Origin of the sequence: Lysinibacillus sp. A4 (assembly GCF_024919535.1) — a bacterium.
Classification (GTDB): Bacteria; Bacillota; Bacilli; order Bacillales_A; family Planococcaceae; genus Lysinibacillus; species Lysinibacillus capsici.
Map to the genome: position 1 here is coordinate 119,172 of NZ_JANWTB010000005.1, position 26,885 is coordinate 146,056.

At 37.6% G+C, this 26,885-nt stretch carries 19 protein-coding genes; 15 read left to right on the forward strand and 4 right to left on the reverse strand.

Features of this window, described 5'->3' with window-relative positions:
• Positions 1-157: 157 nt before the first annotated feature.
• The 4 genes from NY607_RS11725 to NY607_RS11740 all read left to right on the forward strand — a co-directional run bounded on the left by NY607_RS11725 (position 158) and on the right by NY607_RS11740 (position 4,944).
• Positions 158-1,237, forward strand: a complete 1,080-nt coding sequence (locus NY607_RS11725; RefSeq protein ID WP_259419729.1) for a metallophosphoesterase — start codon at positions 158-160, stop codon at positions 1,235-1,237.
• Between the two features lie 104 nt (positions 1,238-1,341).
• A complete protein-coding gene (locus tag NY607_RS11730; protein WP_175400802.1) occupies positions 1,342-2,178 on the forward strand; it encodes an undecaprenyl-diphosphate phosphatase in 837 nt (278 codons plus the stop codon).
• A gap of 294 nt (positions 2,179-2,472) precedes the next feature.
• The gene (locus NY607_RS11735; protein ID WP_259419730.1) at positions 2,473-3,765 is read left to right on the forward strand and encodes a globin-coupled sensor protein; all 1,293 of its coding nucleotides are present in this window, start codon (positions 2,473-2,475) and stop codon (positions 3,763-3,765) included.
• Positions 3,766-3,981: 216 nt separating this feature from the next.
• A complete protein-coding gene (locus NY607_RS11740) occupies positions 3,982-4,944 on the forward strand; it encodes a 2-hydroxyacid dehydrogenase (RefSeq protein WP_131520694.1) in 963 nt (320 codons plus the stop codon).
• 38 nt (positions 4,945-4,982) lie between these two features.
• Here the strand turns inward: NY607_RS11740 and NY607_RS11745 are convergent, their stop codons facing one another.
• Positions 4,983-5,783, reverse strand: a complete 801-nt coding sequence (locus NY607_RS11745; RefSeq protein WP_004229711.1) for a TIGR00266 family protein — start codon at positions 5,781-5,783, stop codon at positions 4,983-4,985.
• A 578-nt stretch (positions 5,784-6,361) separates the two neighbouring features.
• On the opposite strand from NY607_RS11745, the gene NY607_RS11750 reads away from it, so the two are divergent.
• From NY607_RS11750 to NY607_RS11765, 4 genes are all read left to right on the forward strand, one after another.
• The gene (locus NY607_RS11750) at positions 6,362-7,840 is read left to right on the forward strand and encodes an aldehyde dehydrogenase family protein (RefSeq protein WP_004229708.1); all 1,479 of its coding nucleotides are present in this window, start codon (positions 6,362-6,364) and stop codon (positions 7,838-7,840) included.
• A gap of 26 nt (positions 7,841-7,866) precedes the next feature.
• Positions 7,867-9,039: a saccharopine dehydrogenase family protein gene (locus NY607_RS11755; RefSeq protein WP_131520695.1), complete on the forward strand. Its 1,173-nt coding sequence runs from the start codon at positions 7,867-7,869 to the stop codon at positions 9,037-9,039.
• Between the two features lie 9 nt (positions 9,040-9,048).
• Entirely contained in the window at positions 9,049-10,242 is a 1,194-nt protein-coding gene (locus NY607_RS11760; RefSeq protein WP_237899183.1) for an acyl-CoA dehydrogenase family protein, read from the forward strand.
• A gap of 123 nt (positions 10,243-10,365) precedes the next feature.
• The gene (locus tag NY607_RS11765) at positions 10,366-12,465 is read left to right on the forward strand and encodes a beta-propeller domain-containing protein (protein ID WP_237899185.1); all 2,100 of its coding nucleotides are present in this window, start codon (positions 10,366-10,368) and stop codon (positions 12,463-12,465) included.
• 52 nt (positions 12,466-12,517) lie between these two features.
• Here NY607_RS11765 and NY607_RS11770 read toward each other — a convergent pair whose 3' ends face one another.
• Positions 12,518-13,927 carry a polysaccharide deacetylase family protein gene (locus NY607_RS11770; RefSeq protein ID WP_131520697.1) on the reverse strand — a complete coding sequence of 470 codons (1,410 nt, stop codon included), beginning with the start codon at positions 13,925-13,927 and terminating at the stop codon, positions 12,518-12,520.
• A gap of 338 nt (positions 13,928-14,265) precedes the next feature.
• Here NY607_RS11770 and NY607_RS11775 point away from each other — a divergent pair, with 338 nt between their 5' ends.
• Complete coding sequence (locus NY607_RS11775; protein ID WP_131520698.1) at positions 14,266-15,018, forward strand: threonine/serine exporter family protein; 753 nt, start codon at positions 14,266-14,268, stop codon at positions 15,016-15,018.
• Positions 15,019-15,030: 12 nt separating this feature from the next.
• Positions 15,031-15,507: a threonine/serine exporter family protein gene (locus NY607_RS11780; RefSeq protein ID WP_131520699.1), complete on the forward strand. Its 477-nt coding sequence runs from the start codon at positions 15,031-15,033 to the stop codon at positions 15,505-15,507.
• Positions 15,508-15,551: 44 nt separating this feature from the next.
• On the opposite strand, the gene NY607_RS11785 is transcribed toward NY607_RS11780, so the two are convergent.
• Positions 15,552-17,576 carry an EAL domain-containing protein gene (locus tag NY607_RS11785; RefSeq protein ID WP_259419731.1) on the reverse strand — a complete coding sequence of 675 codons (2,025 nt, stop codon included), beginning with the start codon at positions 17,574-17,576 and terminating at the stop codon, positions 15,552-15,554.
• Between the two features lie 186 nt (positions 17,577-17,762).
• On the opposite strand from NY607_RS11785, the gene NY607_RS11790 reads away from it, so the two are divergent.
• From NY607_RS11790 to NY607_RS11805, 4 genes are all read left to right on the forward strand, one after another.
• On the forward strand, positions 17,763-18,659 hold the full coding sequence (locus tag NY607_RS11790; RefSeq protein WP_131520701.1) for a DMT family transporter: 897 nt from the start codon (positions 17,763-17,765) through the stop codon (positions 18,657-18,659).
• Between the two features lie 66 nt (positions 18,660-18,725).
• Positions 18,726-20,447: an ABC transporter ATP-binding protein gene (locus tag NY607_RS11795; protein ID WP_259419732.1), complete on the forward strand. Its 1,722-nt coding sequence runs from the start codon at positions 18,726-18,728 to the stop codon at positions 20,445-20,447.
• On the forward strand, positions 20,447-22,279 hold the full coding sequence (locus NY607_RS11800) for an ABC transporter ATP-binding protein (RefSeq protein WP_131520703.1): 1,833 nt from the start codon (positions 20,447-20,449) through the stop codon (positions 22,277-22,279). The genes NY607_RS11795 and NY607_RS11800 overlap by 1 nt, the downstream gene beginning before the upstream one ends.
• 360 nt (positions 22,280-22,639) lie before the next feature.
• The gene (locus NY607_RS11805; RefSeq protein ID WP_237899187.1) at positions 22,640-23,509 is read left to right on the forward strand and encodes a GNAT family N-acetyltransferase; all 870 of its coding nucleotides are present in this window, start codon (positions 22,640-22,642) and stop codon (positions 23,507-23,509) included.
• Between the two features lie 266 nt (positions 23,510-23,775).
• On the opposite strand, the gene helD is transcribed toward NY607_RS11805, so the two are convergent.
• Entirely contained in the window at positions 23,776-26,001 is a 2,226-nt protein-coding gene (gene helD / locus NY607_RS11810) for an RNA polymerase recycling motor HelD (protein WP_131520704.1), read from the reverse strand.
• Positions 26,002-26,158: 157 nt separating this feature from the next.
• Between helD and NY607_RS11815 the strand changes: the two genes are divergently transcribed.
• On the forward strand, positions 26,159-26,875 hold the full coding sequence (locus tag NY607_RS11815) for a glycerophosphodiester phosphodiesterase (RefSeq protein WP_259419733.1): 717 nt from the start codon (positions 26,159-26,161) through the stop codon (positions 26,873-26,875).
• Positions 26,876-26,885 lie beyond the last annotated feature (10 nt).

Below are 26,885 nucleotides of genomic sequence, written 5' to 3' on the forward strand. Positions count from 1 at the left end.
TGTAAAACGAGAGTAACGAATGAAATGAAAAGGTAAACTTAAATTTGGACAAGTTCCTACTTTCTTTAGAAGATTATTCAAGTGCTTTAAGCAATATGATTGATAAGTATAATGGTATAATCAATTAAATTATAGAAAGAAAGTAGAGGACTTGGTTATGCCAAAAGTAATCGGCGCTGTTCTTTTAATTAGTATTTATAGTGCTTTGACTTTCTATTTAGGGTGGGGAGTAAAGCAGTGGCTTGTAGCAATGGGGTGGTTTCGTTTTCCAGTATTATTTTGGATCGTGCTGTATATGGTTGCTTTTAGTATTATAATCGGAAGATTACACGAGTCATTACGTGTGTTTTCTGTAATCAGTAATTATTGGATGTTTATCTTTGAATATGGCTTATTGCTATGTTTAGTTGCACAATTCATTATTTGGCTTACACCTTTTAAAAACGTGCAAATAATAGGTAGTATAGCAGTAGCTATCCTATTCTTGTTAAGTATCATTGGCTCCTATTTAGCCTACTCTCCAGTTGTTCGTCACTTAGAAATAACTGTTGATAAACAAGATAGTGACTTAAACACACTAAGAGCTGTTGTAGCATCTGATTTTCACTTAGGTGTTTTATCACATAAACGACATTTACAACGTTTTGTCAGCTTAGCTAATGAAGCACAACCAGATATCGTGTTGTTAGCTGGGGATATTGTGGACGATGACCCTAAATGGTTTGTTCAAGAGGGTATGGCAGATGTCATGAAACAATTAACATCTACATATGGAACATATGGTATATTAGGTAACCATGAATATTATGGCAAAAAAATTCCTGAATTTATTAAGGAAATGGAAAATGCCAATGTGAAAATGCTCCTAGATGAAACAATTCTTATAGAAGATGCGTTTATATTAACAGGGCAAGAGGACAGAACGAATAAAGAAAGAAAACCACTTGAGGTGCTAAAGCCTTCTGCTAATTTACCATGGCTTGTAATGAATCATACACCTGACGATTTAAACACGCCTTCCCAAATAGGCGTTGATTTACATATGTCTGGTCATACACACAAGGGACAGCTGTGGCCGAATCAGTATATAACAGCTCGTGTATTTGAACTGGATTATGGTTATAAGTTGAAGGAACAGATGCATACACTTGTTTCATCAGGCTATGGCTTCTGGGGCCCACCGATGCGAATTGGCAGTAGATCAGAGCTTTGGGTAGTAGATATAACATTTAAATAGTATGTGATAATCTAACAATCGGCTTCTTAGGTGAAAAGGCAGTAGTATATAAAAACTTAGTATTTTATAATAAGTGGGTATTTGATTAAAAAAGGTAAGGTGACATGGTGGAAATTATAGAGTTATTAAAAGCATTAATATTAGGCTTTGTCGAGGGTATGACCGAATTTGCACCAGTATCTTCTACGGGACATATGATTATCGTGGATGATATGTGGTTAAAGACTGAGGAGTTTTTAGGGAAATATCCTGCCAACACATTTAAAATTGTTGTACAACTTGGTTCCATATTAGCGGTTATCGTAGTTATGTGGAAACGTATGCTAAGCTTAGTTGGTTTATATAAAATTGAAGGTCAAGCTAAGTCCATAAATGGCCGCTTTAACTTATTGCATGTTATTGTTGGTATGCTACCAGCAGTTGTCTTAGGTTTTGCATTCAAGGATTTTATTGACGACCATCTTTTTAAAGTAGAGCATGTTGTTTATGCACTAGTGGCAGGAGCAATTCTGATGATTGCTGCAGATAAGTTGGCACCGAGAAAACCAAAAGTTGATTCTTTAGATAAGATTTCTTATGGTTTAGCATTTAAGGTAGGACTTGTACAATGCCTATCACTATGGCCAGGTTTTTCTCGTTCAGGTGCAACGATTTCGGGTGGGGTACTATTTGGTATGAGTCACCGTGTTGCAGCCGATTTTACATTCATTATGGCTGTGCCAATCATGGCAGGAGCTAGCCTCGTATCCGTTTTGAAAAACTGGGATACTTTATCAATGGACTATTTTGGCTTTTATGCTGTAGGATTCATTAGTTCGTTCGTCTTTGCATTATTGTCCATTAAGTTTTTCTTAGCGCTTATTTCAAAGGTAAAATTAATGCCTTTTGCCATTTATCGTTTAGTTTTAGCAGCAGTTCTTTGCGTTATCATTTTCATGTAAACAATAAGTCACGCTTCTTCTTCAAGAAGCAGTGGCTTTTTTTGCGTTAAGATTATTGAATCATATATCCATTTTTTCAATAAATTGATAGAAAATGAGTATAAAGAATCATGTTAAAGCATAAATTAATAGCGAATTATAATAATATTAGACAACATTTACCTACATATTGTTCATTTAGATGTTTTGAGATTATAATTGATACATAAAGTGTCTAATTATTTGTTGTTTTTTTATAAAAAGTAGGAATATAGACTTATTAAGATATATGATTAAATATATGAGGTGGAGAAAATGTTTCAACTTATCAATAGATCTAAGAAAAATACAATTGAAATAAGCAATGAAACAACATTCGGTATTTTTATAGAAGATCCAGACCGTTTACTACAATTAAATCTTGTAGGGTTAAGTGTGCATGATCTTCAGCTGATTAATAGTTTAAAACCATATGTAGAAAGAAATGTAGTAGAAGTGGTAGCGGCATTTTATCATGCAATAGAAAGTGTTCCTGCCTTACAAAAGGTTATTCAATCACATAGCTCCAGCGAACGTTTACGACAGACATTACGTCACCATATTATTGAAATGTTTGAGGGGAGAATAGATGAAGCCTTTTTAGAAAAGCGAAGACGTGTGGCCAAAATGCATGTAAAGATTAATTTATATCCGAAGTGGTATTTAGCTGCTTTTCAAATACTTGAGAAATCACTTCGCAAAATAGTCTATGAACTACGATTACCAAAGGGCGAAGAAGAGAAGTTTTGTGATGCTATCAGTAAAATATGTAATTTTGAACAACAAATCGTTTTAGAAGAATACGATAGCTATGCAAGTATACTAATTGAAACACAACGCAATAATGTTAGGGACCATGTAAAGGATGTTATCGGCGGAGTTTCTACACAATTAGAGGTTCAATCACAAACTACGACTGAAACAGTAACAGAACTTGTATATAGCGCAAAGCGTGTCAACGTTTCTTTGAAGGAAAGTATGTATGAAGCAGAATCAATGCAAAAAGTGTCTAGTGAAGGCTATACTAAAATAATATCTATTAATGAGCAAACAGGGAAGATTCATCATAAGACCGTAGAAATGGCAAATATGGTGGAGCAATTAGATGCATCCTCTTCGAAAATAAATGCCGTTGTAGAAATTGTGAAAAGTATTTCTGGGCAAACAAATTTACTTGCGTTAAACTCTGCAATTGAGGCGGCACGTGCTGGTGAGCATGGTAAAGGCTTTGCAGTTGTTGCAAACGAAGTACGCAAACTTGCGGATCAAACGAAAAGTTCTGTTGAACAGATTGCTGAGTTAATCATGACGTCAAATGGTATCACAACACAAGTTGTACAAGCTATTCAGGACATACAGGAGCTTGTAAATAGTAGTATCGAACGTAATGCTGAATCTCTAAAAGCTTTTGATGCGATTTCTGGCTCTGTAGAAAATTCGATCTCAAATTTCCAAAAAGTCGATAATCAAGTATCTGAATTAGCTACTATTATTGAATCGATTGGTGAATCTTCGGAAGAATTAGCGGGGGTGGCTAATCGCTTAAATACAACAATAAGAGAGTTTTAAAAGAAACATAGCTATGCATACTATCTATGCATAGTTTTTTAGTATGTGAATTAGGATAAAAGGTCTTATTTTATGGATAAATCAACTAATAGGCTGATGAATTAGCTAATAACAAATTTTATAGAAAGAGGAAGATTACAAAACCCCTAGAAAATGCTTGTTTTAAGTGTTACGCTATAGGCGAATTAGGGAATTGAGTAGAGGGGTGTTTGGAGCATGAAAAAGAAATTATTTATAACACGTAAGTTTCCTACACATATTGTTGAACTGCTACAGGAGTTTTATGAAATCTCACAATGGGATGAGGAAGAAATTGTGATTCCACGTGAAAAATTGCTCACAGCTGTCGCTGACTGTGAGGTACTGTGGGTAACGATAGCTGACCAAGTAGATGAAGAATTACTTTCGCATGCCCCCAACTTAAAATTAGTGACGAATTTAGCAGTTGGATATAATAATATCGATGTGAAGGCTTTAAAAAAACGAGGCATTATGGCGACAAATACGCCTGGAGTTCTAACTAATACAACTGCGGATTTAGTATTTGGCTTACTGCTTGCAACTGCTCGTAGAATTCCAGAAAGTGAAAGATATTTACGTGAGGGCAAATGGAAAAGCTGGTATCCAATGCAACTGGTTGGCAAGGATGTTTCAGGAGCCACAATTGGCATTATTGGCATGGGAAGAATTGGCCAAGCTGTTGCTAGAAGAGCAAAAGGGTTTGATATGAAAATTTTGTATAATAATCGCAGACGTCGTCATGAAGCAGAAGAAATGTATGGCTTTCAGTATGTTTCGCTGGAGGATCTATTAAAGCAATCTGATTTTGTTGTGATTATGACACCTTATAATAGTGATACGGAAGGGCTCATTGGTGCAAAGGAACTTGCTTTGATGAAGGAAGATGCGGTATTAATTAATGCCTCACGGGGTGGAATTATTGATGAGGATGCGCTGTACGATGTTCTTAAAAATGGGAAGCTTTGGGCTGCAGGACTAGATGTGTTTGAACAAGAGCCAATTGCGATGGATCATCCTTTATTAACACTTCCAAATGTAGTAGCTCTGCCACATATCGGTAGCGCGTCATTAGAAACGAGAACGGCTATGCTCATGTTAAATGTAAAAGCTTTGACTGCTTATGGACAAGGAAAGGCAATATCCAATCGAATTGATTAAAAAGAGGAGCATATCGGTGAAAGATATGCTCCATTTTTTTATCTATTGAATAAATCGAATAAGCCACCGATACCGCCTTCACCTTTAGATTGACCGCCGCCACCTTGCGAAATAGGTGCAGCTGCAAAGACACGACTGGCTAAACGGCTAAATGGTAATGATTGTACCCACACTGTTCCAGGACCACGTAATGTAGCAAAGAAGATTCCTTCGCCTCCAAACAGGGCTGTTTTTACGCCTCCAACCATTTCAATATCGTAATCTACATTGGATGTCATTGCTACAAGACATCCTGTATCCACACGTAAAACTTCACCTGGTTGTAATGTTTTTTCATGAATGGCTCCTCCTGCATGAACAAACGCCATGCCGTCACCTTCTAGCTTTTGCATAATGAAGCCTTCACCACCGAAGAAGCCTACTCCAATTTTTTTCTGAAATTCAACGCCTACAGAGACCCCTTTAGCAGCAGCTAAGAATGCATCTTTTTGACAGATAATTTTACCATTTAATTGGCTTAAATCCATCGGAATAATCTTCCCAGGGTATGGTGATGCGAAATAAACATGCTTCTTACCTGAGCCAACGTTTGTGAATGTTGTCATGAATAAGCTCTCGCCTGTTATTAGGCGTTTTCCGGCACCTAATAATTTCCCCATTAGACCACTTTGTGAGCCACCTCGTGAGCCGTCACCAAAAATAGTTTCCATATGGATCGAATCATCCATCATCATTAACGCTCCTGCTTCTGCAACAACTGTTTCCTGAGGGTCAAGCTCAACTTGCACATATTGCATGTCGTCACCAAATAACTTGTAGTCAATTTCATGATTATTCATAAAGGGATTCCTCCAAAAATAAATTTAATGATATTGTATACGATTATAAGCTACATTGGTTTCAATAGAAAATTAAATATTTTAGAAAAAAAGGGAATTAGTTAGAAAATGTCGAATATAAAAACTAGAATGTGTATTATTTATTTTCATTTAACTAAGGGTATTGTGAATATACATAACCTTAAGAGGCTTCTAAATTCAGAAGTCATCCTCTATATTGAGGTAAGGAAGTTAAGTGGAAATAAAGCCTCTGGCAGTTGTCACCGATTATTATTGAAATGCTAGTATTACAAGGTGTGGTGTATATTGAAAATTCGGAATTTTGACATATTTTATCTCCGTTCATCCAAGATTCCTAATGAGATATTTATTGTTTTGGTGGGGATCACCTATTGATTGTATGGAGATAAAGCCACTGGTAGCTGTCACGAGTAGTGAAACGTGCAAGCACATTCCACTACTCGGACACAATTATCCTAAGGCGAAAAGGATTCTGGTTAAATTCATAGACTTATACCTATGGAATACGACTGGTACAACAGCTGAGGCATCATAGAGTATTTCAGGGGGTGTATGTAGTGGAGATTAAAAACTATATCGGTGGTAAATGGATCACACATTCACATTTACAAAGTATAGCAGTGACGAACCCTGCAAACGGTGAGCAGCTTGCTACCATTCCGCGCTCTACTTCGAACGAGGTAGGTGAGGCTGTAGCTGTTGCTAAACAAGCACAAAAGAGCTGGGCACTTATACCAGCACCAAAACGTGCAGATTATTTATATGCCATCGGTCAAAAAATGAAAGAGAAAAAAGAACATTTGGCGACCGTTTTAACAAAAGAGATGGGCAAGGTCATTGAAGAGGCTAGAGGAGAAGTTCAAGAAGGAATTGATATGGCATACTATATGGCTGGTGAAGGACGTAGATTGTTTGGTGAAACAACACCGTCTGAGCTTGCCAATAAATTTGCTATGAGTGTAAGGGCACCTATAGGCGTTGTAGCACTCATTACACCTTGGAATTTCCCTGTTGCTATCGCCACGTGGAAGTCATTTCCTGCCATTGTTGCAGGGAATACATTCATTTGGAAACCGTCTAATGAGACTCCAATGATGGCCTATGAAATGGGTAAAATCTTTGAGGAAGTAGGCTTACCAGATGGTGTCGCTAATATCGTATTTGGTACAGGACCTACAGTAGGCACAGCATTAATTGAACATCCTGACGTCAAGGTTATTTCGTTTACGGGTTCTACAACAACAGGCAGTAAAGTAGCTGAGCTTGGCGGGAAGCATTTGAAAAAGGTTTCTTTAGAGATGGGTGGAAAAAATGCTGTTATTGTCATGAATGATGCTGATTTACAGCTAGCTACAGAAGGGATTTTATGGAGCGCATTTGGTACTGCTGGGCAAAGGTGTACAGCATGTAGCCGAGTCATTGTGCATAAAGATGTAAAAGAACAATTAGAGAAACGTCTCTTAGATGAAATGCAAAAGCTCACAATTGGGGATGGTCTAGATGAGGGAGTAAAAATCGGGCCAGTGATTAATAAAGCAGCATTGGAAAAAATTAATCACTATGTACAGATAGGTAAACAAGAGGGTGCTACATTATTAGCAGGTGGCAGGATACTAAATGAACCACCTTATGATAAGGGGTTCTATTATGAGCCAACATTGTTTACAAATGTGAAGCCTGACATGATTATTGCTCAAGAAGAAATCTTTGGTCCAGTCGTATCTCTAATTGAAGTGGCAAGTTTGGAAGAAGCAATTGAAGTAAATAATGGTGTGAAATTTGGCTTATCTAGCTCAATATTCTCACAAGATGTCAATACAATTTTTCGCGCACAACGTGATTTAGATACAGGTATTGTTTATGTAAATGCTGGCACAACAGGTGCTGAAATTCATTTGCCATTCGGAGGTACTAAAGGGACAGGAAATGGACATCGTGATTCAGGTGTAGCAGCCCTAGATGTATACACAGAGTGGAAGAGTATTTATGTAGACTACAGCGGTAAATTACAAAGAGCACAAATCGATACAGAGTAACAGATCAACGAAAGGGGATGTTCTTGATGAAAGTTGTTGTATTAGGTGCAGGTTTAATGGGGAAAGAGGTAGCTCGTGATTTAATAAAAAACGATAAAGTGGAGCGCGTGTATTTAGGTGATATCGATGTAAAAGTTGCACAGGACTTTGTAGATACGCTAGATACAGATAAGGTAGAAGTGGTAGAACTACACGCAGAACGTGACGATTCATTAATGAACGTTATTTCGAAGGGGGATGTTGCCGTCAATGCATTGTTTTATTCGTTCAATGAACGAGTAGCAAGAGCAGCTATTGAGGCAGGCGTTCATTCCGTTGATTTAGGTGGTCATATCGGTGGCGTTACAGAGAAGATATTAGATTTACATGAGGAAGCAAAGGCAAAAGGTGTTACAATCATTCCTGACCTAGGTGTTGCTCCTGGCATGATCAATATTCTAGCGGGCTATGGTGCTTCAAAATTAGACGAAGTAGAATCTATTAAACTATTTGTTGGTGGTATTCCAACTGAGCCAAAGCCTCCGCTTCATTATACACGCGTATTTTCTTTAGATGGCGTTTTCGATCATTATACTGAGCCTTCAAAAACGATACAGAAGGGCAAGCTTGAAGAAGTTCCATCCCTATCAGGCGTTGAACCTATTTATTTTGATGATTTCGGTGTGCTTGAGGCATTTTATACATCTGGTGGTATCTCCACATTGTATAAGACATTCCCAAATGTCCGCACATTAGAATATAAAACCATCCGTTATAAAGGCCATGCTGAGAAATTTAAACTTTTAGCAGACTTGGGCTTCCTTGATTCTGCGAATAAGGTAGAAGTGGATAATCAAGAAGTGCCTGTTCGTGCAGTCGTACGAGAGGCTCTCAAAAAGAAGCTTGAATTGGGCTCAAAACCTGATGCTGTATTGTTACGTGTTATTGTAGCAGGTGAAAAGGCCCAACAGCAGGTGACATATGAATATGAAATGGTTGTACGTAAAGATATGACTATTAATGAAACAGCTATGGCACGTGCTACGGCAAATACGATTTCAGTTGTTGCTCAGATGATTGGTGCCGGTGCTATTACAGAGCATGGTGTATTCCCGCCTGAAGCAATCGTGCCAGGTGATACGTATATTGAAGAGATGGCTAAACGAGGTGTGGTCATTAAAGAGACATCACATAAGTCTGCTATGATTGTGAAATGGTAGGTGCTGACCATGAACTTTGAAATGTCCACTGAACAGGAAATGCTAAGAAAAACAGTAAGACAGTTTGTTGATGAGGAAATCATTCCCTATATTGCAAAATGGGATGCTGAAGGTGGCTTTGATGCTAAAATTTGGTCCAGACTTGCTGAGCTTGGCTTAATGGGGGTTTGTGTTCCTGAACAATACGGAGGTAGTGGCATGGATTATAATGCACTTGCTATCGTATGTGAGGAGCTTGAACGGGGAGATACGGCATTTCGTACAGCCGTATCTGTCCATACAGGTTTAAATAGCATGACCTTAATGCAGTGGGGGACTGAAGAGCAAAAGCAGCGATACCTTGTTCCGCAAGCTAAAGGTGTACGGATTGGAGCTTTTGGTCTCACAGAACCTGGGGCTGGGTCTGATGTAGCTGCTATGTCAACAACTGCTGTCCGTGATGGAGATCATTATATCCTCAATGGGCAAAAAACGTGGATCTCCTTATGTGATATTGCAGACAACTTTATCGTATTTGCCTATACAGACAAATCGAAGAAACATCATGGAATTAGTGCGTTTATTGTAGAACGTTCCATGGCTGGTTTTACATCTAAAGCGATTAAAGGAAAATATGGTATTCGTGCTGGTAATACAGGTGAGCTCTTTTTTGAAGATTTACGCGTGCCAATTGAAAACCGACTTGGTGAAGAGGGCGAGGGTTTCAAAATTGCCATGTCTGCGCTAGATAATGGTCGATTTACAGTAGCAGCAGGTGCTGTTGGTTTGATTCAAGCTTGCATAGAGGCTAGTGTGAAATACTGCCATGAACGGGAGACATTTGGTAAACCTATTGGTGAGCATCAGCTTGTTGGACAAATGATTGCTAATATGGAAGCAGGCTATCAAATGAGTCGTCTCCTTGTCTATCGAGTTGGAGAATTGAAAAATAAAGGTGTTCGAAATACTCGAGAGACATCATTGGCAAAATGGCAGTCTTGTGATTTTGCGAATAAGGCTGCGGATGATGCGGTACAGATTCATGGAGCCTATGGCTATTCAGACGAGTATCCAGTTGCCCGTTATTTAAGAAACTCCAAAGCACCAGTCATTTATGAAGGGACTCGCGAAATTCATACTATTATGCAAGCAGATTATGTATTGGGAAGACGACAAGATAAGCCATTAAAAAATATGTTGCCTAAATGGCCATTTGAAGAATAAACGAGAGGGAAGTGTTTCCCTCTCGTTTTTTGGTAGTGCCTTAACTTGAAAATTTCAGAAAAATGTAACTTTCCTCTTTTTTACTAGTCTAATTAATAAACAAGTATATGAAGGAGAGGAAAAATGATGAAAAGTAAATGGTTCGCAATTATGCTGATAATCGTTCTAGCTATCGTGCCTGGAATTTTTACATGGATAGTGAATACAGATGTGACGGCAAAGGCGGCTAGCGCAAGTATGGCAACACAAAACTGGCAAGCATCTTTTTCAGTTGCTTTAAAGAAAAACAAAATAACTGAGGAATATGTCTATATCACTACGGAAAAAGGACGCAAAGTACCTGCAACGATTGAATTGTTGGAAGATCAAAAAACGATAGTGGTCAATAAGTTAGCACCAGGTAATTATCAATTGCATGTAAAAAAGGAGGCCTTTGCACAAGGCGGACTGAATGTAGCTTCGCAGACAATCCCGTTTACAATTATCGAGACATTAACAGCCGTTAAATCGGAGAAAGAGTTACAGCAGTATTTTAAAAAGTTGTTAACAACTCAAAGAGTAGAAGTTAGAGAAGAAGAGAGCTTACAAAGTACAGCAAGTGAAGATAAAGCAACCGCTAATAATGAGTCTACAACTAATAATCAAGTAGAAGGGGTAGAAGAGGGAGACATTGTAGTTGTCAAAGATGGCTTTATTTACACTGCAAAAGATCAGAGCATTACAGTTGTGAATGCTAAAGATCCTAAGAATTTAAAGGTGGCTACAAGTATCAAATTAAAAGATTCCCAATATATTTCTAAGCTTGCCCTATATGACAATCTATTAATTGCTATCGGGGATCAATATATTGAAAAAGCTGGCACAGCTATGGTAACAGCCTCAATTTATGATATTTCAAATCCAAGCAATCCAAAGCATGTACGTGATGTTGGGCAAGAAGGCTTCTTGCAGGATATTCGCATAACGAATGATACATTATATTTAATCGGAAATATGTATCCAAATTACTGGATGCTACAAGAAAACAATAAAACCGATTTAAAGCCTAAAACATTTGATAGTATGGCAGGGCCAGAGTACAAAAGTCTGCCTTTAGAAAAAATCTCAATCTTACCAAATACGATGGATGGTACCTATAGTTTAATTACAGCTGTCGATTTAAAAAATGGAGCTAAGACAACGGCCAATACGAAAGGGTATTTAGGTGGAAGTAGTGGTCTTTATATGTCAGAGAACGCCCTGTATTTAACGACACCAATGTATGAAAGTAATATTGATGTTTCATCTGAAAAGCGCGTCATGGATATGATTTGGTTACCGAGGTCAGCCGACACTCAAATTTTCAAGTGGAATGTAGATGGAACGACTTTGAACTTTGTCGGAAGTACGGAAGTAAAGGGAACTGTGTTAAATCAGTATTCAATGGATGAATATAAGGGGAACTTCCGAATCTTTACAACAGAAGGTAATACGTGGAATGAGAAAAGTACTTCCTATAACCATCTCTTTATTTTGGATGAACATTTAAAACCGCTTGGTTCAGTAAAAGATATGGCGCCTGGAGAAAAGATATATTCAGCTAGATTTATGGGAGAAAAAGCATATGTGGTGACATTTAAACAAGTGGATCCACTATTTGTCATTGATGTAGCGAATCCGAAAAAGCCTGCAGTACTAGGGGAATTGAAGATTCCTGGCTTCAGTAATTACCTACATCCATTAGATGATAAGCATTTAATTGGTATTGGTTATGATACGGAGCAACGCTATGATTCGTATACAAAACGTAATTTTACTGTGACAACCAATATGAAGATGTCCCTATTTGATGTATCAGATTTCCGAAATCCGAAAGAGCAATCAACCGTAAAAATTGGTGGAAAAGGTTCTTCCTCTGAAGTGCAATACAATCCTAAAGCGCTATTCCGCAATAAGGAATTCAACTATTTTGGCTTCCCTGTAGTACTGTATGAGGCAGGTAAGGGAGACGAGGTTGTCTATCAAGGTCATGGTGCTCAAATTTATGAGATTACTGCAGAGAAAGGGATTGTATTGAAAGGAAATATAATCAATCGTAATAATAATGAGGCCTATGAAAATTGGGAGCAGGTTGTACAACGTGTTGTCTATATAGATGATACGCTGTATACAATAGCGCGTAACGAAGTGAAGAGCTATCAGTTAAATGACTTCAAGCCTTTAGATACTTTAACAATAAAATAATTGCAAAAGTCCAATGAATATCGAAATTCATTGGACTTTTTCTTTGTAAATACTATTGGCGATATGGCAGTATCTCGGACACAGTCACAAATTCATAGCCCTGCTCTTGTAAATAGGCAAGAACAGCATCAAGTCCGTCTGCAGTGGATTGATGAATATCATGCATTAAGACAATGGCATTATTGTGTAAATTATTTTTTACGTGTGGCAATAGCTGCTGTGCATTTCGATGTTTCCAATCCAATGTGTCAATTGTCCATAGCACAACAGGGATAGGAATCTCAGCATTAATTGTGTCATTAGTTGCACCGTATGGTGGTCTAAAAACTGTAGCACCTTGATTGATTGCCTTCTCAATTTCAGTGGCAGTAGTGTTATATTCTTTCATCACTTGTTCCTGCGTAAGCTTTGTTAAGACAGGGTGGTTCCACGAATGGTTTCCAATTTCATGACCGCGCGCAAGAACATCTTTTACGATGTCAGGATAGTATTGTACACGACTACCGAGCATGAAGAAAGTAGCCTTTGCGTGGTACTTATCGAGAATATTTAAAATTTGCTCCGTCACTTTTGGATGTGGACCATCATCAAATGTTAAAGCAATACGTTTTTTATTCGGATCACCAGTTGGTGGTGGATTAATTGGTTTTACATTTTCCATTGCGATCTGAAATTCAGAGGCTAACAATGGGTTAATAAGCGAAAGGGGTAGTTTCACTATTGGGGTACCTGCTGCTCCACTAGCAATCTCATATTCATCGAAATAGATTTGTAATGAATCGTCAACAATAGCAAAGCGATTGAAGTTAGACCATTTGGGTTCTGTAGCTTTTAATAGTTCATCGTTGAAAAGCTCATCCTTTAATTGGAGGTTTTTTTGCAAATCCTTTCGAACATTTACAGCCAACGTAGATAAGTTATTCTCATCATTTTGTAAGAGCGTTTGAATCGTAATTTGTTCGCCCGTTTCGTTGTTAATGAAGTATGTTTTTGTGGAGACTTCGTGATTGGCTCCACCTACATATAGCATTTTTGTAAGCACAAAGGAATAGTAATGCTCTCGGTATGGAAAAGTTTCAAGACTAATATTTAATTCACCCATAGCTTCTTTATCTTTATTTTTCTTCATCGATGTTAGATAGTTTTCTTTTGAATCCGATATGTATTGTAATACGGCATCATTAAAAACCTCGTTATCTGTTTGCGGGTAATGAATAGCAAATGGTGTTCGTTTGTCATTTGAAACGTCCGTAACAATACGTATGCCTGGAAACGCAGAACTTTCGGTCGATAAATGACTATTCACCGATTCCGTCTCGGATTCTTTTGAAGCACTAATCTTTTGAAACTTAAAGTCATCCTTTGAAAGGATAATAAAAAGTATAATAGTTGTTAAGGTCACAATAAGGCTAAGTAATAAGAAATCAATTATTGGACCGCGTCTTTTTCTGCGTTCCTGCATGGTTTTGGATACGCTCCCCTCTTTTTTTATTTTCTATACAATCAGACGTGCCAGTCATTAAAAAAGTTATACAAATCTAGAATCTTTTTATGTAATTTTATGGAAATTTATTAAGGTCACTTTTTCTTCAAGAATCAGCGAATTAATTGTAGTTGTACTTCTATTTAAGAGGTTGTAAAATACCTACTAAAATAGAAAAAACACATGCGTAATATTAGTGTAACTGTAAAAATAAATTGAAAGATAATACATTGCTTATGAAAAATTTTCAGTTGAGTTTTTATTGGCAGTTCGTTAATATTGGCAAGGAACCTTTTTGAAGGAGGCAGATAGCTGCAATGGTCTTACAAGATGCGGATAATGAACTTACGATTGACTGTTTGTTGCTTGCAGGACGCATTATGATTGAAAGTGGTGCAGAAACATACCGCGTAGAGGATACGATGCTACGTATGGCACATTCTCAAAATATGCCGAATGCTCAATGTTATGCCACACCAACTGGCATCATTTTTTCGTTAGGCAAGACACAGCCAACAAGAATTACATCAATTCCCAGTAGGGTTACAGATTTGCAAAAAATCGCCTTGGTAAATTCAGTATCTCGTAGACTCACATCTCAAATCATAACATTAGAAGAAGCTTATGACGAGTTAAAGTCGATACAAAAAACAAATTATTTTTTACCAACTTATTTGCAAGTTTTGGCAGCTGCGCTTGCTAGTGGTTGTTTCCTTATTATGTTTAAGGGTGGATGGTCAGATTTTCCGGTAGCTTTTTTAGCAGGTGGGCTAGGTTTCCTAGTACTTATAATCATTAATCATTTAACAAGGGTAAAGTTTTTTTCTGAATTTACAGCATCACTCGTCCTCGGCTTTGTTGCCTTCTTTGCAGTAAAGTATGGTTATGGTACTGAACTTGATAAAATTATTATTAGTTCCGTCATGCCACTCGTACCAGGTATTTTGATTACAAATGCTGTTCGTGATTTAATGGCAGGTCATTTTATGTCAGGGATGGCAAAGGGAGCAGAGGCCTTTTTAACAGCCTTTGCTATTGGTGCAGCAATTGCCGTCACACTAGGATTTTAGGAGGCGGACAATATGCATATGATGGATATTATTATACAATTAATAGTTAGTTTTTTTGCGACAGCGGGGATTGCCATTATTTTTAATGTTCCTAGAAAAACACTACTTCATTGCGGACTCGTTGGGGTAATTGGCTGGATTATATACTACGTTCTAACAGAGCAAGGCATGGATGTTGTCAAAGCTTCTTTCTTTGGCTCATTTGTCATTGCCATTGTGGCTCATTTATATGCCAGACGTTTTAAAATACCCATGATTATTTTCATTGTTGGGGGAATTATACCATTAGTGCCAGGGGGCATGGCCTATAATGCAATGAGAAATGTGGTAGAGGATGATTACTTACAAGGCTTGCAATATGGCTTAAAGGCATTTTTAATTACAGGTGCTATTGTTATTGGACTAGTTTTTGCAGAAGTAATTATTCAACTCATATTCCGCTCAGTTCGTTCAAGTAAAGTAAAATTACAAAAGGTTTATAAAAAATAGAAGGAGGCTGCGTGCAAAATGGACGCAGTCTCCTTCTTCTTTAATTATTGTTTAGTCAATAATAGTTCAATCTCTTCAGGTGTAACAGGCTTGCTAATATAATAGCCCTGAATGGCATCACAGCCATAAGTAATTAATAGATCTGCTTGTTCAGCTGTTTCTACACCTTCAGCGACCACTTTCAATTCCATGGATTTACCTAGTTGAACCATACCATTCATAAGCTTTTGGCTCTTTTCGGATTTCAAGAGTGAATTTGTAAACGTTTGATCGATTTTTAATGTACTTATTGGTAAAATTTGCATATATCTAAATGAGCCGTAGCCAGTACCGAAATCATCTAATACAAAGGAAATGCCTTCGTTTTCAAGCTTACGCATTTGCTGTGCAATAGACGTTGCGGCTTCAGCTTCTAAAGCAAATTTTTCAGTAATCTCAATTTGTAATAGGTTCGCTGGACAACCTGTTTTTGTAATCATTTCAAGTATAGATTTTGCCATATTCTTATCACGGAATTCGCGTACAGAAGAGTTAATAGATACTTTTAAATCATAGCCAGCCTTTTTCCAAAGTAATGCTTGTTCACAAGCCCTTTCCAGCATGAAGGACCCAATATTATTAATTAGACCTGTTTCTTCAGCGATAGGAATTAACTCATCAGGCGTTACGACACCTATTAACTCATCTTCCCAACGTACCAGTGCTTCCACAGCAGTAACTTTTCCAGCATACACATCGATTTGTGGCTGATAGAGTACCTTCAAGTTTTTTTGGTCAAGTGCTTGGAGTAAGCGCTTTTCAATTAATGCTTTACGATTTAAAGCTTTATGTGTTGCTGTTGATAAAGAAACAATTTTATCTCCGCCAGCCTCACGGACTGTTGAAATAGTAGCAATGGATGCCTTCATAAGCTGAGAGAATGTTGTTTGATCCTCAGGATATCTAGTTATGCCGCCACTTATAGAAATTGGTACAGCAATATTGCCGCTGTAAATCGGATGTTGTTGTAAGTAAGATAAAAAGCCTTGAATAAACCATTCACTTAAAGGCGTGATGACAACAAAATCATTTTCATTTATACGAGCCATCGTGCTATCTTGGAAATACATTTTTATACGATTTGTAAATTCAACAATCAGGCTTTGATCGATTTGTTGATCATGTAATTCTTTAAGTGTATAAAATTTATCAATACTTAGATAAACAAATGAAAAGTGTCTCTCATCGTCAATCATATTGGTGATTACTTTTTCAAGTCGATGTGCATTCATCAAACCAGTTTCTGTATCGATGTAAGCAATTTTTTCGAGTTGGTGTTGAATCGTTTTTGATTTTGTTACATCCTTTTCAATTAGGATAAATTGTTGTTCATTTGTTTCAAGATTAAAGAGAGGGATAGCCGTTAGTAGCACCCAATAGGATTGCCCCGTTTTTGTGATTTTTTCAACTTCTCCCTGCCATGTATGACCATTATTTAAATTACGCCAGATCGTATGTGTTATTTTTTCACTCACTTCATTATCAGGGAACAGTTGCCAAAAGGTTTTGCCGATAACACGCTTTGGTGTCCATTGGCTTGTTTTTAGAAATTCATTATTACATTCCAAGATAAATCCATCGTGATCGAGTGTAACAGTCATAAAGGTCGCATCTAAACCTTGCTTAAGATTTACAAAGGTATTGCATTGAGAGATAGCCTGCGTCATTAATTCTGGTAGCATAAAAATCAATAGAATAAAACGCTCTCCCTCATCTGTAAAAGGTTTAGCTAGCAGAGCTGTTGTTATTTCTGCATTTGAAGTTGTGTGTACTTGAATTTTTTCTAGATACGTACTGTCCTCATTTTGTAAAATAGATTGAAATGTTTCAACAGGAAGCTGACGCAGTAGATTTTCGTGTATAGATGGAGTAGTATTTCCTTTAATATCATTAGCTGATAAGCCAATCAGATGTTCAGCACTCTTTCCCCAGACTGTTGCTTGTCCATCTTGATTAATGATAATTGCAGGAAAAGGAAGTGAATTTAAATAATGTTCATCAATCGTAAATGATTTATGCATATGACTCATGATTATTCGATCTCCTTGGGTAATCAATATATACTAATATTATAGATAATAATCGGGAATTAGTCATTATGAATATATTTGTAAATATTTGATAGTAAAAAATAATAGGACTTTTCTAGTGAATTACAAGAAATGTTTTGAAGAAAAGTAACAATTTTTAGTACGTATATAGGAAGCAGGATTGGTATGAAACGTTTAAAAGGAATAATATTTATCGTCTCAGGTGCTATGTTATGGGGAGCAACTGGCCCTTTAATGGAGTGGTTGCTGAATCATACACCTTTGACTGTATCCTTTATGTTAACAATCCGTTTATCGGTTGCAGGTATATTACTACTTACATATTTATTGTTAACAGGAAAAAATATTTTTGGAATTTGGCAGCACAAGCTATGGGGGAGGCAACTCATAGTTTTTGGTATTGCAGGTATGCTTGGTGTCCAATTTACATTTGTTGCTGCAATTAATGAAAGTAATGCTGTGCTTGCTACCTTACTACAGTTTTTAGCGCCAATATTTGTTGTCGCGTATGTCTCTCTTAGTTTAAAGAAATGGCCACCAAAATATCAAGTGTTAGGTATTATTGGTACCCTTATAGGGTTATTTCTGTTACTAACGAATGCATCATTTGAAAGTTTACTTATTAGTCCAAAAGCCTTGTTGTGGGGAGTAGGAGTAGGCTTAACATTTGCATTTTACACCTTGTATCCTGCACGCTTAATGAAGGAGTGGAGTGTGCTTTTAGTAGTGGGCTGGGGGATGTTGGTGGGTGGCTTCACTTTAGGCTTAGTAAGCCGTGTTTGGCAGCAGTCCAGTCAATGGGTTGTTCTAGTAGATTTTAAAATTTTAATGTTATTAGTTACTTTAATATTTTTTGGAACAGTAGCTTTTATATTGTTTTTAAGTAGTATGAAATACATCACAGCAGTTGAAACGAGCATTCTTTCTAGTATTGAGCCATTAACTGCGATGGTTATTTCTGTTATTGTTTTTGGTACTTCATTAGGTTTTTGGCAATTAATAGGAGTATTCGTTATGCTTGTTTGTGTAACGTGGCTTTCAATAGCGGGAGAGAAAGCATAAATATACTATAGTGTTAGTAGTTTTTGACTGCCTTTAAATTTTATCTACCAACAAGGGGGAAAGAATATGAAAGAGGTTTTTTCCTATGTAAAGCCATATAAATGGACAGCTATTTTTGCTTTATGTTTAATGCTTTTAGAGTTATTTGTTGAGCTTGTGCAGCCACTCATTATGGCAAAAATAATCGACGAGGGAGTAAGGGCACAAGATCAAGGAATGGTTTTGCAATGGGGGGCTGTTTTACTTGGGCTATCTTTCGTTGCCTTTCTGGCGGGCGTTATTAATTCTTATTTTTCTTCACATACAGCTCAAAGCTTTTCGTATGATCTTCGAAATGCCATGTTTGATAGGATTCAATCCTTTACGCTAGCAACCTATCAAAAATTCTCCACTGCATCGCTTATTACTCGATTAACAAATGATGTCACACAAGTACAAACTGTGCTGTTTATGAGCTTGCGTATTATGCTTCGAGCGCCACTTGCTGTGATAGGAAGCATTATTATGGCTTTTGTCGTAAATCCGAAATTAGCTTTATTTTTAGTTATTGGTGCACCGATCATTTTTATTTTTCTTATTTTTATGGTGGCAAAAGGTGTGACTTATTTTGGGAGTGTACAAAAGAGGGTGGATCGTTTAAACAGAGTTTTACAGGAGAATTTACAGGCGATACGGTTAGTAAAGGCTTACTTAAGAGGGGCATATGAGGCTACACGCTTTGATGAAGTTGCAGTACGGTTAAAGGTTGATACTGTGAAGGCATTACGCATAATGGAATATATTATGCCGGTTCTTTTGTTTATTATGAATATGAGTCTGCTCGCAGTTTTATGGTTTGGTACAAAACAAATTGCTACAGGAACAACGCCACTTGGTGATATTGTGGCTATTGTGAATTATGCAATGCGTATGACAGGCTCATTTTCAATGTTCGCTTTTATTATTATCTTCTACGCACGTGCGAAGGCATCTGCAGAACGTATGGCAGAAATCCTTTCCATTGAAAATGAGGTTGAAGATACGTCCCTTTTAGAAGAAGTAGGTCATGCAACACAGTATGGAGAATTAACCTTTGACCATGTTAGTTTTACTTATCCAGGAGGGGATGTTCCTGTTCTGTCAGATGTGAGCTTTCAAGTTAAGTCTGGCGAGAAACTAGCGATTATGGGGGCAACTGGTGCAGGGAAATCAACATTATTACAACTCATTCCCCGGTTCTATGAAGTAACGCAAGGCAGAATACTTGTGGAAGGTCAGGATGTTCAACATTGGGATTTACAAGAGTTGCGGGAAGTGATTGGCTATGTCCCTCAGCAGTCATTGTTATTTACAGGAAGTATTGCAGATAATGTGCGTTGGGGAGATACACAGGCTGAAATGGATGCTGTATTACAGGCTACAATGCAGGCGCAAATTCATGCATCTGTTGAAGATTTTCCAAATGGTTATGATACCAAGGTTGGGCAAAAAGGTGTTAATTTATCGGGGGGGCAAAAGCAGAGGTTATCTATAGCTAGAGCCCTTTTGAGAAAAGGACATATTTTAATGCTTGATGATAGTACAAGTGCTTTAGATGTTAAAACTGAACAGTCTTTGTGGGCGGCACTGAGTGAAGAAAAAGCAACGATGCTTGTTGTTACGCAAAAAATACGTACAGCTAAAGGTGCAGATCGCATTTTACTGATTGATGCTGGAAAAGTAGTTGCTTATGGCACACATGAAGAGCTTTTAGAGACTTCCTCGCTTTATAAAAAAATAGCTATCTCTCAACAGGAGGTGGAGGATTAATGGGATTTTTCCAGAAACCTTTTGGCTATGAACCGCTTTTGACAAAAGATGATCTCAAACAGGTTGTGAAGAAAAAGAAGGGGCCACGTGCAGCTGATTGGCGAAGCACATTGCTGCGGTTATGGAAAATTGTCGACGAACAACGTGCACTGCTCATTGTCGTGCTCTTATTAGTGATGATTAGCTCCATATTAGCTTTGGTTGGTCCTTATGTAATCGGTCAAATGATTGATCACTATGTTATGCATGGCGAGCTTTCAGGCTTAGGTAAGGGGATTGGCTTATTAATTGGTATTTATGTGTTATTAGCCGTTTCACTTTTCCTACAAAACTATTGGATGATTGGCATCGCCCAGCAAACGATCTATAGATTAAGGACAAGTGTATTTACTCATTTTCAACGACTGCCAGTGGCATTCTTTGATCGTCGTCAGCATGGCGAATTGATGAGTAGAATGACGAATGATATTGAAGCTGTCAGCTCAACATTGAACAGTTCCTTTATTCAGGTATTTTCAAGTGTACTTACGCTTGGAGGAACCGTCATTATTATGCTCAGTTTAAGCCCATTGCTGACAGTTCTGACGATGATCATTATTCCACTGATGTTTTGGGCGATGCGATGGATTACACGTCGTACAGCACCACTGTTTAAAGAACAGCAGGTAGCTATTGGCGCCTTAAATGGGATGATAGAAGAAACCATTTCAGGACAGCGGATTGTAAAGGCATTTTCACAAGAGGAGCGAATGAAAGCAGAATTTCGTGAAAAAAGTTTGCGCTTAAAAAGAACTGGTTTTTGGGCACAGACATATTCAGGTTATATTCCTAAGGTTATGAACTTCTTAAATAACATAAGCTTTACCATTGTAGCAGGCGTAGGAGGAGTCCTTGCGTTATATGGACATGTATCGATAGGGGTAATTGTTATATTCACTGAATATGCACGACAATTTACACGTCCTTTAAATGATTTAGCAAACCAGTTTAATACGGTACTGTCAGCCATTGCTGGTGCAGAACGTGTATTTGCCTTACTTGATGAACAACCAGAGGCAGAAAATGTGTCAGCACAAAAGCATCAGCTGTTGGGACATGTATCGTTTAAGCAGGTGTACTTTAAATATGAACTAGAAGAAGAAGGATACACACTAAAAAATGTAGACTTTAAAGTGGAACCTGGTCAAACGGTAGCGCTTGTTGGTGCAACTGGGGCTGGTAAAACGACAATCCTTCAACTTATTGCAAGATTTTATGAGGTCTCAAAGGGAGAGGTATTATTTGATGGTATAAATGTACAGCAAATTGATCGACAATCCCTTCGTTCACAGATGGCTTTTGTTTTACAGGATCCATTTTTGTTTGAGGCTTCTGTTCGCGAGAATATCCGATATGGTAGACTGGATGCGAGTGATGCAGAGATTGAAGAGGCGGCCAAGCAAGCTAATGCACATGATTTCATAATGAAACTAAAGGATGGATATGATACTATTCTTGCTGCGGATGGACGCGAGATTTCCCAAGGCCAAAAGCAATTACTTTCTATAGCAAGGGCTCTTATTGCTGATCCAAAAATTTTACTATTGGATGAAGCAACAAGCAGTATCGATACTGTGACAGAGCTGGCGATACAAGAGGCTCTCGATACGTTAATGCAAGGGCGCACCAGCTTTGTGATCGCACATCGTTTAAATACTGTCCATAATGCCGATATAGTCTTAGTTATGCATAAAGGGGAATTAGTGGAGGCTGGACCTCAGCAAAAGCTAATCGAATCAGGCGGTCTTTATGCACAAATGCTGCATTCATCCTCACACCATCTTGAGGAATAGATGGAAAAAGAGCAATTTCATTTGAAGTTGCTCTTTTTATCGAATTAAAAATGTTCTTAATTTGAATAAATGGTACAATTATTATAAAAAAATACTAAAATAGGAAGCGATATATAGTTTAAAAGTAATGGTTTGTAACAGAATAAATATCTCTATTTTTGGAAAATTAGTATATTATATTATAGCTATTATTTCTAGTAAATTTCAGTCATTTTACTGACTTTTTATAGTATAAATCCTTTTATTTTTCTATTATTTGAAGTAAAATTTTGATTAATAGCAGGTAATAATATATTTTGTTGCCAGCTTATTTTCATTCTTGCTACAATAGGGCAATAGTCTGTTACAGGAACGGAGTAAATGATGAATATTTCAGTGATGACAGTGTCTTTTCCATTAGATGGAGAAACATTGAAAGAAGTAAAGTTATTATGTGAAGAAGCAACAGTTCAAGATTATCGAGTATATGAAACCATTATGAACGTACCAATGGCAGGATCTTTCGAGAATAAAGGCTTTATGGTACTAGCGTATGAGGATGATAAGGATTTACTAGTTGGTGCTGCTAGTGCTATCGACTTAATGGGGCTTCATACATATGAGTGGTCATTAGTGGTGACACCTGCATATCGACAAAAGGGTATTGGAACTGCGTTAGTTGATGGTATACAAGTTGGGCTAAAAGAAAGAGGGGCAGAGGGTCAATTAGCTGTAGTAATTGATGGTTCTCCTTATGGGCATACATTTATTGAAAACAAAGGTTTTACCTATAGTTTTTCAGAAACGACTTTAGAAACAAAAGCAGAGCCTGTTACGTTACGAGGTGATATAAATATACAGGCCTATAACGGAGAGCAAGCTGAATTGATTACTATTTATTGTGAGGCTTTTGGAGATCTACCCGAAGAATCAGAAGAGCTTATTGCTTTTAATACATCAACAAATGGAAGAGAGCTTTGGGTTGCTTACAGAGATGGTGCAGTTGTTGGCACAGTGACTACAGCGAAGGAAAATGAAATCCAGTGGGTCACAGCACTTGCTGTACATCCAAATTGTGAAGGACAAGGTATTGGGACAGCCCTTCTTTCCTTTTCAAAGGATTATGCGAGTAAGGTTGGTGCAGCATTTGTCATGCTAGATGTAGAAGTAGACAATAAAAAAGCACTTTCTGTCTATGAAAAAGCAGGCTTTATGAAAGCACAGCAAATTGATTATTATGTAAAACAATAGAAAAAAGGGTGATGAGAGGTATTTAATATTAACTCATCGCCCTTTTTTATCATAATCACCTACTATCTTCATATAATATTAATAAGCTTTAAGAAAGGAGTCGTGATCATGCGCATGCCAGCATTGCCAAAGAAGAAGTCTCCTCCGAAGGAAGCCCCTAGTTCATGGTGGAAAGTTGTGAAAGCTTATTTATCCAAAGGGAAGTTTTATAAATTACCCCCAAGAAATTAACGATGCAAAGAAAAAAGTCGCCTTTTAGCGACTTTTTAATTTTCTAATAAAAATGTCTTTTTGGATGGCCCGATTAAGTATAGCTCGTGCATAGCTCGTGTAAGAGCTACATAAAGTAGCTTTCGATCAATTGGTGTATCGTAAAATGGTGTATCGTAGGCAGCTACAATGACGGCATCAAATTCAAGTCCCTTAGCTAAGTGACTTGGGACAACAAGTAACATTTCTTGATTAATAGATTCATTTTCTGTTAGTAGTTGTGAAGCAATGTCATTATCTTTTAATGCCTGTTGCATAGTAATGGCTTCTGCAGTAGTTTTGCAAATTAAAGCGATGGATCGGTGACCATTTTGACGAATGGCTTCAAAGATCTCTTTAATTTTGAAGGCATCGAATTGCTCCTCTTGAATAAAACTTGGTACGTTACCGTGACGCACAACGGGTTCTACTAAAGGTAGCTGTTCATTCATTTGCGCTAGAATTTGATTCGCGACTTCCATAATTTCAATTGTTGTTCGATAGCTTTTTTGCAAAGTGCGGAAGCTTGCACGAGGAAATAAGCTTTGGACAGGCTCCCAGGCTGTTAATGAGCGATAGCTATGGATACCTTGTGCTAAATCACCGACCATAGTAAACATATCTGTATCAAGACCTGCTTTTAAAGCAGCAAGCTGAAATAAACTGTAATCTTGGACCTCATCGATAAAGACAACACGCATCTTCCATTCATCTGCAATGCCTTTTAAACGTGCTTGTAAATAGTATAGTGCAGCTAAATCTTCGAGTGCCCATTGTTCTTTACGATGTGCCTGCAAAAATTGTTGCTGTTCAAGGTAATGCCATTCAGGGGCGAGTTCTGCTAATAGTTCTGCATCGGTGAGAAGGGTACGATAGAGTGTTTTAATATTATGTTTGGGAAAGCGCCGCATATAAGCTGATGCCGTTGTCTTCGTTTCTTTTTCAATGGCAGGAATTCGTTCATCACGCTCATCAATGAATTTTGTGACAACACGTCGCCGTTTTTCATCATCTCGAATTCCATTTAAGGCTTTACCCAATGCTTCATCATACTTTTTATGGAGTGTAGCTAAAACAGCCTGTTTTTTTTGACGTACATGGCTTGCTAAGACCTTTTTAATATGTTCAAGTCGCTTTTCGATAGGCATATATGAGAATTCATATAAAAACAGCTTCTTCAGGTGGGAAGCACGCATGATACAGTATTTTTCAATATAGACATCTTCGAATTGCTCTGCGATCCTTTGTTCCAGCTTTTGTACGTAGCGTTCGATGACATCACGATAGTAAAGTGAGCCTTTCATTTCAGCAATCCAGTCAGTAGGCTGACTTCCTCCAGCAACGAGCAATTCTAATTGCTCATTTGGATTTTGAAGCTTAAGCTTTAATTTAGTGGCAGAAAGAACGTAGTCTGTAAAAGTAGTTTGGCATATTTTATCGACGCCAAGCTCTGGTAAAACATCGCCTATATAATCAATAAATAATTTATTCGGTGCTAAAATCATGAGCTGCTCAGGATTAAAATGTTCACCCATTGTATAAAGGAAATAGGATATTCTGTGTAGAGCAATGGTTGTTTTTCCACTACCAGCAGCACCTTGTACAATAATTGGTTGACGAAGATGTGCTCGAATAATTTCATTTTGTTCCTTTTGAATTGTTGAAACAATTTCAGTTAGACGGACATCAGCTTTTCCAGCTAATGCTTCTTGTAGTAGTTCATCATTTGTTGTTAGATCAATATCTCGTATATCGAGTAATTCGCCATTTTCGATCTTGTATTGCCTTTTAGCAAAGAGATGTCCTTTATGAACTTCACCACGGACATCGTATTCCATGTCACCAAGACGTCCATCATAATAAACATTAGCTACGGGTGAGCGCCAGTCAACAATAATGGGCTCATGGGTTTCACGATGAAATAGTGATGTTTTCCCAATATAAAGGAATTCTTCTGGGTCACCGGTTTTTTGGAAATGGATTCTAGCGAAATAGGGCTTCTTGCGAACGGCCTCTAGACCTTCTTTTTGATTACGTGCCATTTCAAAAAATCTGGCATTTGTTAAGATATTTAAATAACTTAAACTCGAATCTAAGTAATCAAGATCTGCCATAGATTTGCGGATATTTTCTTGAGCAGATTTTAAATCTCGTTGTGATTCGTCTAATATTTGTTGCATATAGCCTTGGGTATACGCTAACCGCTCTACTTCAGCCTGAAAATCTGGATGTTGTACAGTCATTTTTTAGCACCTCCTAGGTACTTACAATTTCAAAGTAGATTATCATACTACTATATATAATATTTACCAGCAAGTGAAAGCTAAAAAGTCAATTATGCTATTATTACATGGGGCTGGAAGGTTTTTCTTTGAATAATAATAGAGGAGGTTATTGAATTTGGACATATTTGCACATAGAGGCGTTTCGATAAACTACCCAGAAAATACGATGGCTGCCTTTCAAGCAGCATCAAAGCTTCCTATAGCAGGGGTAGAGCTAGACGTTCATTTAACCGCAGATAAAGAGGTAGTGGTGATTCATGATGAGACCATTGATCGTACCTCCAATGGCTCAGGCTATGTAAAAGATTTTACATTACAGCAATTACGTACTTTTGATTTTGGCTCCTGGTTTTCACGGGAGTTCGGAGATGAAGTAATTCCTACGCTAGGGGAAGTGTTGGAGTTATTTGCATGTACCAATCACCGTATCAACATTGAACTGAAAACAGACATTATTGCATATGAAGGAATCGAAGCGCTCGTGCTCAAAGAAGTAGCAGCACAGCAAATGACAGAGCGGGTGATCATTTCATCTTTCAATCATGAATCATTGCAAACAATATCAAAAATAGCGCCTTATATAGAAAGTGCAGCATTGTTTGCAGAGGTGCTGGTGGATTTCCCAACTTACATTGCTCTTATACCAGCTAAGGCGTTGCATGTAAGTTTACCAACTTCCTTCCGTAAATCAGTTAAACTAGCTCTCGCTGAAGGTGCAACTGTACGTGTGTATACCGTCAATGAACAACGAGATGCTCGAAGTTTACAACAGCTCGGTGTACAGGCGATATTTACAGATGATCCAGAAAAAATATTAAGAGCCCTTAGTTAGAGCAAAAGTG

Bases quoted from the DNA above. Each gene is read 5' to 3' on its own strand.
- NY607_RS11805 (WP_237899187.1), top strand. From the start codon at position 22,640: ATGATGAATATTTCAGTGATGACAGTGTCTTTTCCATTAGATGGAGAA.
- NY607_RS11780 (WP_131520699.1), top strand. From the start codon at position 15,031: ATGCATATGATGGATATTATTATACAATTAATAGTTAGTTTTTTTGCG.
- NY607_RS11735 (WP_259419730.1), top strand. From the start codon at position 2,473: ATGTTTCAACTTATCAATAGATCTAAGAAAAATACAATTGAAATAAGC.
- NY607_RS11745 (WP_004229711.1), bottom strand. From the start codon at position 5,783: ATGAATAATCATGAAATTGACTACAAGTTATTTGGTGACGACATGCAA.
- NY607_RS11725 (WP_259419729.1), top strand. From the start codon at position 158: ATGCCAAAAGTAATCGGCGCTGTTCTTTTAATTAGTATTTATAGTGCT.
- NY607_RS11770 (WP_131520697.1), bottom strand. From the start codon at position 13,927: ATGCAGGAACGCAGAAAAAGACGCGGTCCAATAATTGATTTCTTATTA.
- NY607_RS11740 (WP_131520694.1), top strand. From the start codon at position 3,982: ATGAAAAAGAAATTATTTATAACACGTAAGTTTCCTACACATATTGTT.
- NY607_RS11775 (WP_131520698.1), top strand. From the start codon at position 14,266: ATGGTCTTACAAGATGCGGATAATGAACTTACGATTGACTGTTTGTTG.
- NY607_RS11800 (WP_131520703.1), top strand. From the start codon at position 20,447: ATGGGATTTTTCCAGAAACCTTTTGGCTATGAACCGCTTTTGACAAAA.
- helD (WP_131520704.1), bottom strand. From the start codon at position 26,001: ATGACTGTACAACATCCAGATTTTCAGGCTGAAGTAGAGCGGTTAGCG.
- NY607_RS11730 (WP_175400802.1), top strand. From the start codon at position 1,342: ATGGTGGAAATTATAGAGTTATTAAAAGCATTAATATTAGGCTTTGTC.
- NY607_RS11795 (WP_259419732.1), top strand. From the start codon at position 18,726: ATGAAAGAGGTTTTTTCCTATGTAAAGCCATATAAATGGACAGCTATT.
- NY607_RS11790 (WP_131520701.1), top strand. From the start codon at position 17,763: ATGAAACGTTTAAAAGGAATAATATTTATCGTCTCAGGTGCTATGTTA.
- NY607_RS11755 (WP_131520695.1), top strand. From the start codon at position 7,867: ATGAAAGTTGTTGTATTAGGTGCAGGTTTAATGGGGAAAGAGGTAGCT.
- NY607_RS11765 (WP_237899185.1), top strand. From the start codon at position 10,366: ATGATGAAAAGTAAATGGTTCGCAATTATGCTGATAATCGTTCTAGCT.
- NY607_RS11760 (WP_237899183.1), top strand. From the start codon at position 9,049: ATGAACTTTGAAATGTCCACTGAACAGGAAATGCTAAGAAAAACAGTA.
- NY607_RS11785 (WP_259419731.1), bottom strand. From the start codon at position 17,576: ATGAGTCATATGCATAAATCATTTACGATTGATGAACATTATTTAAAT.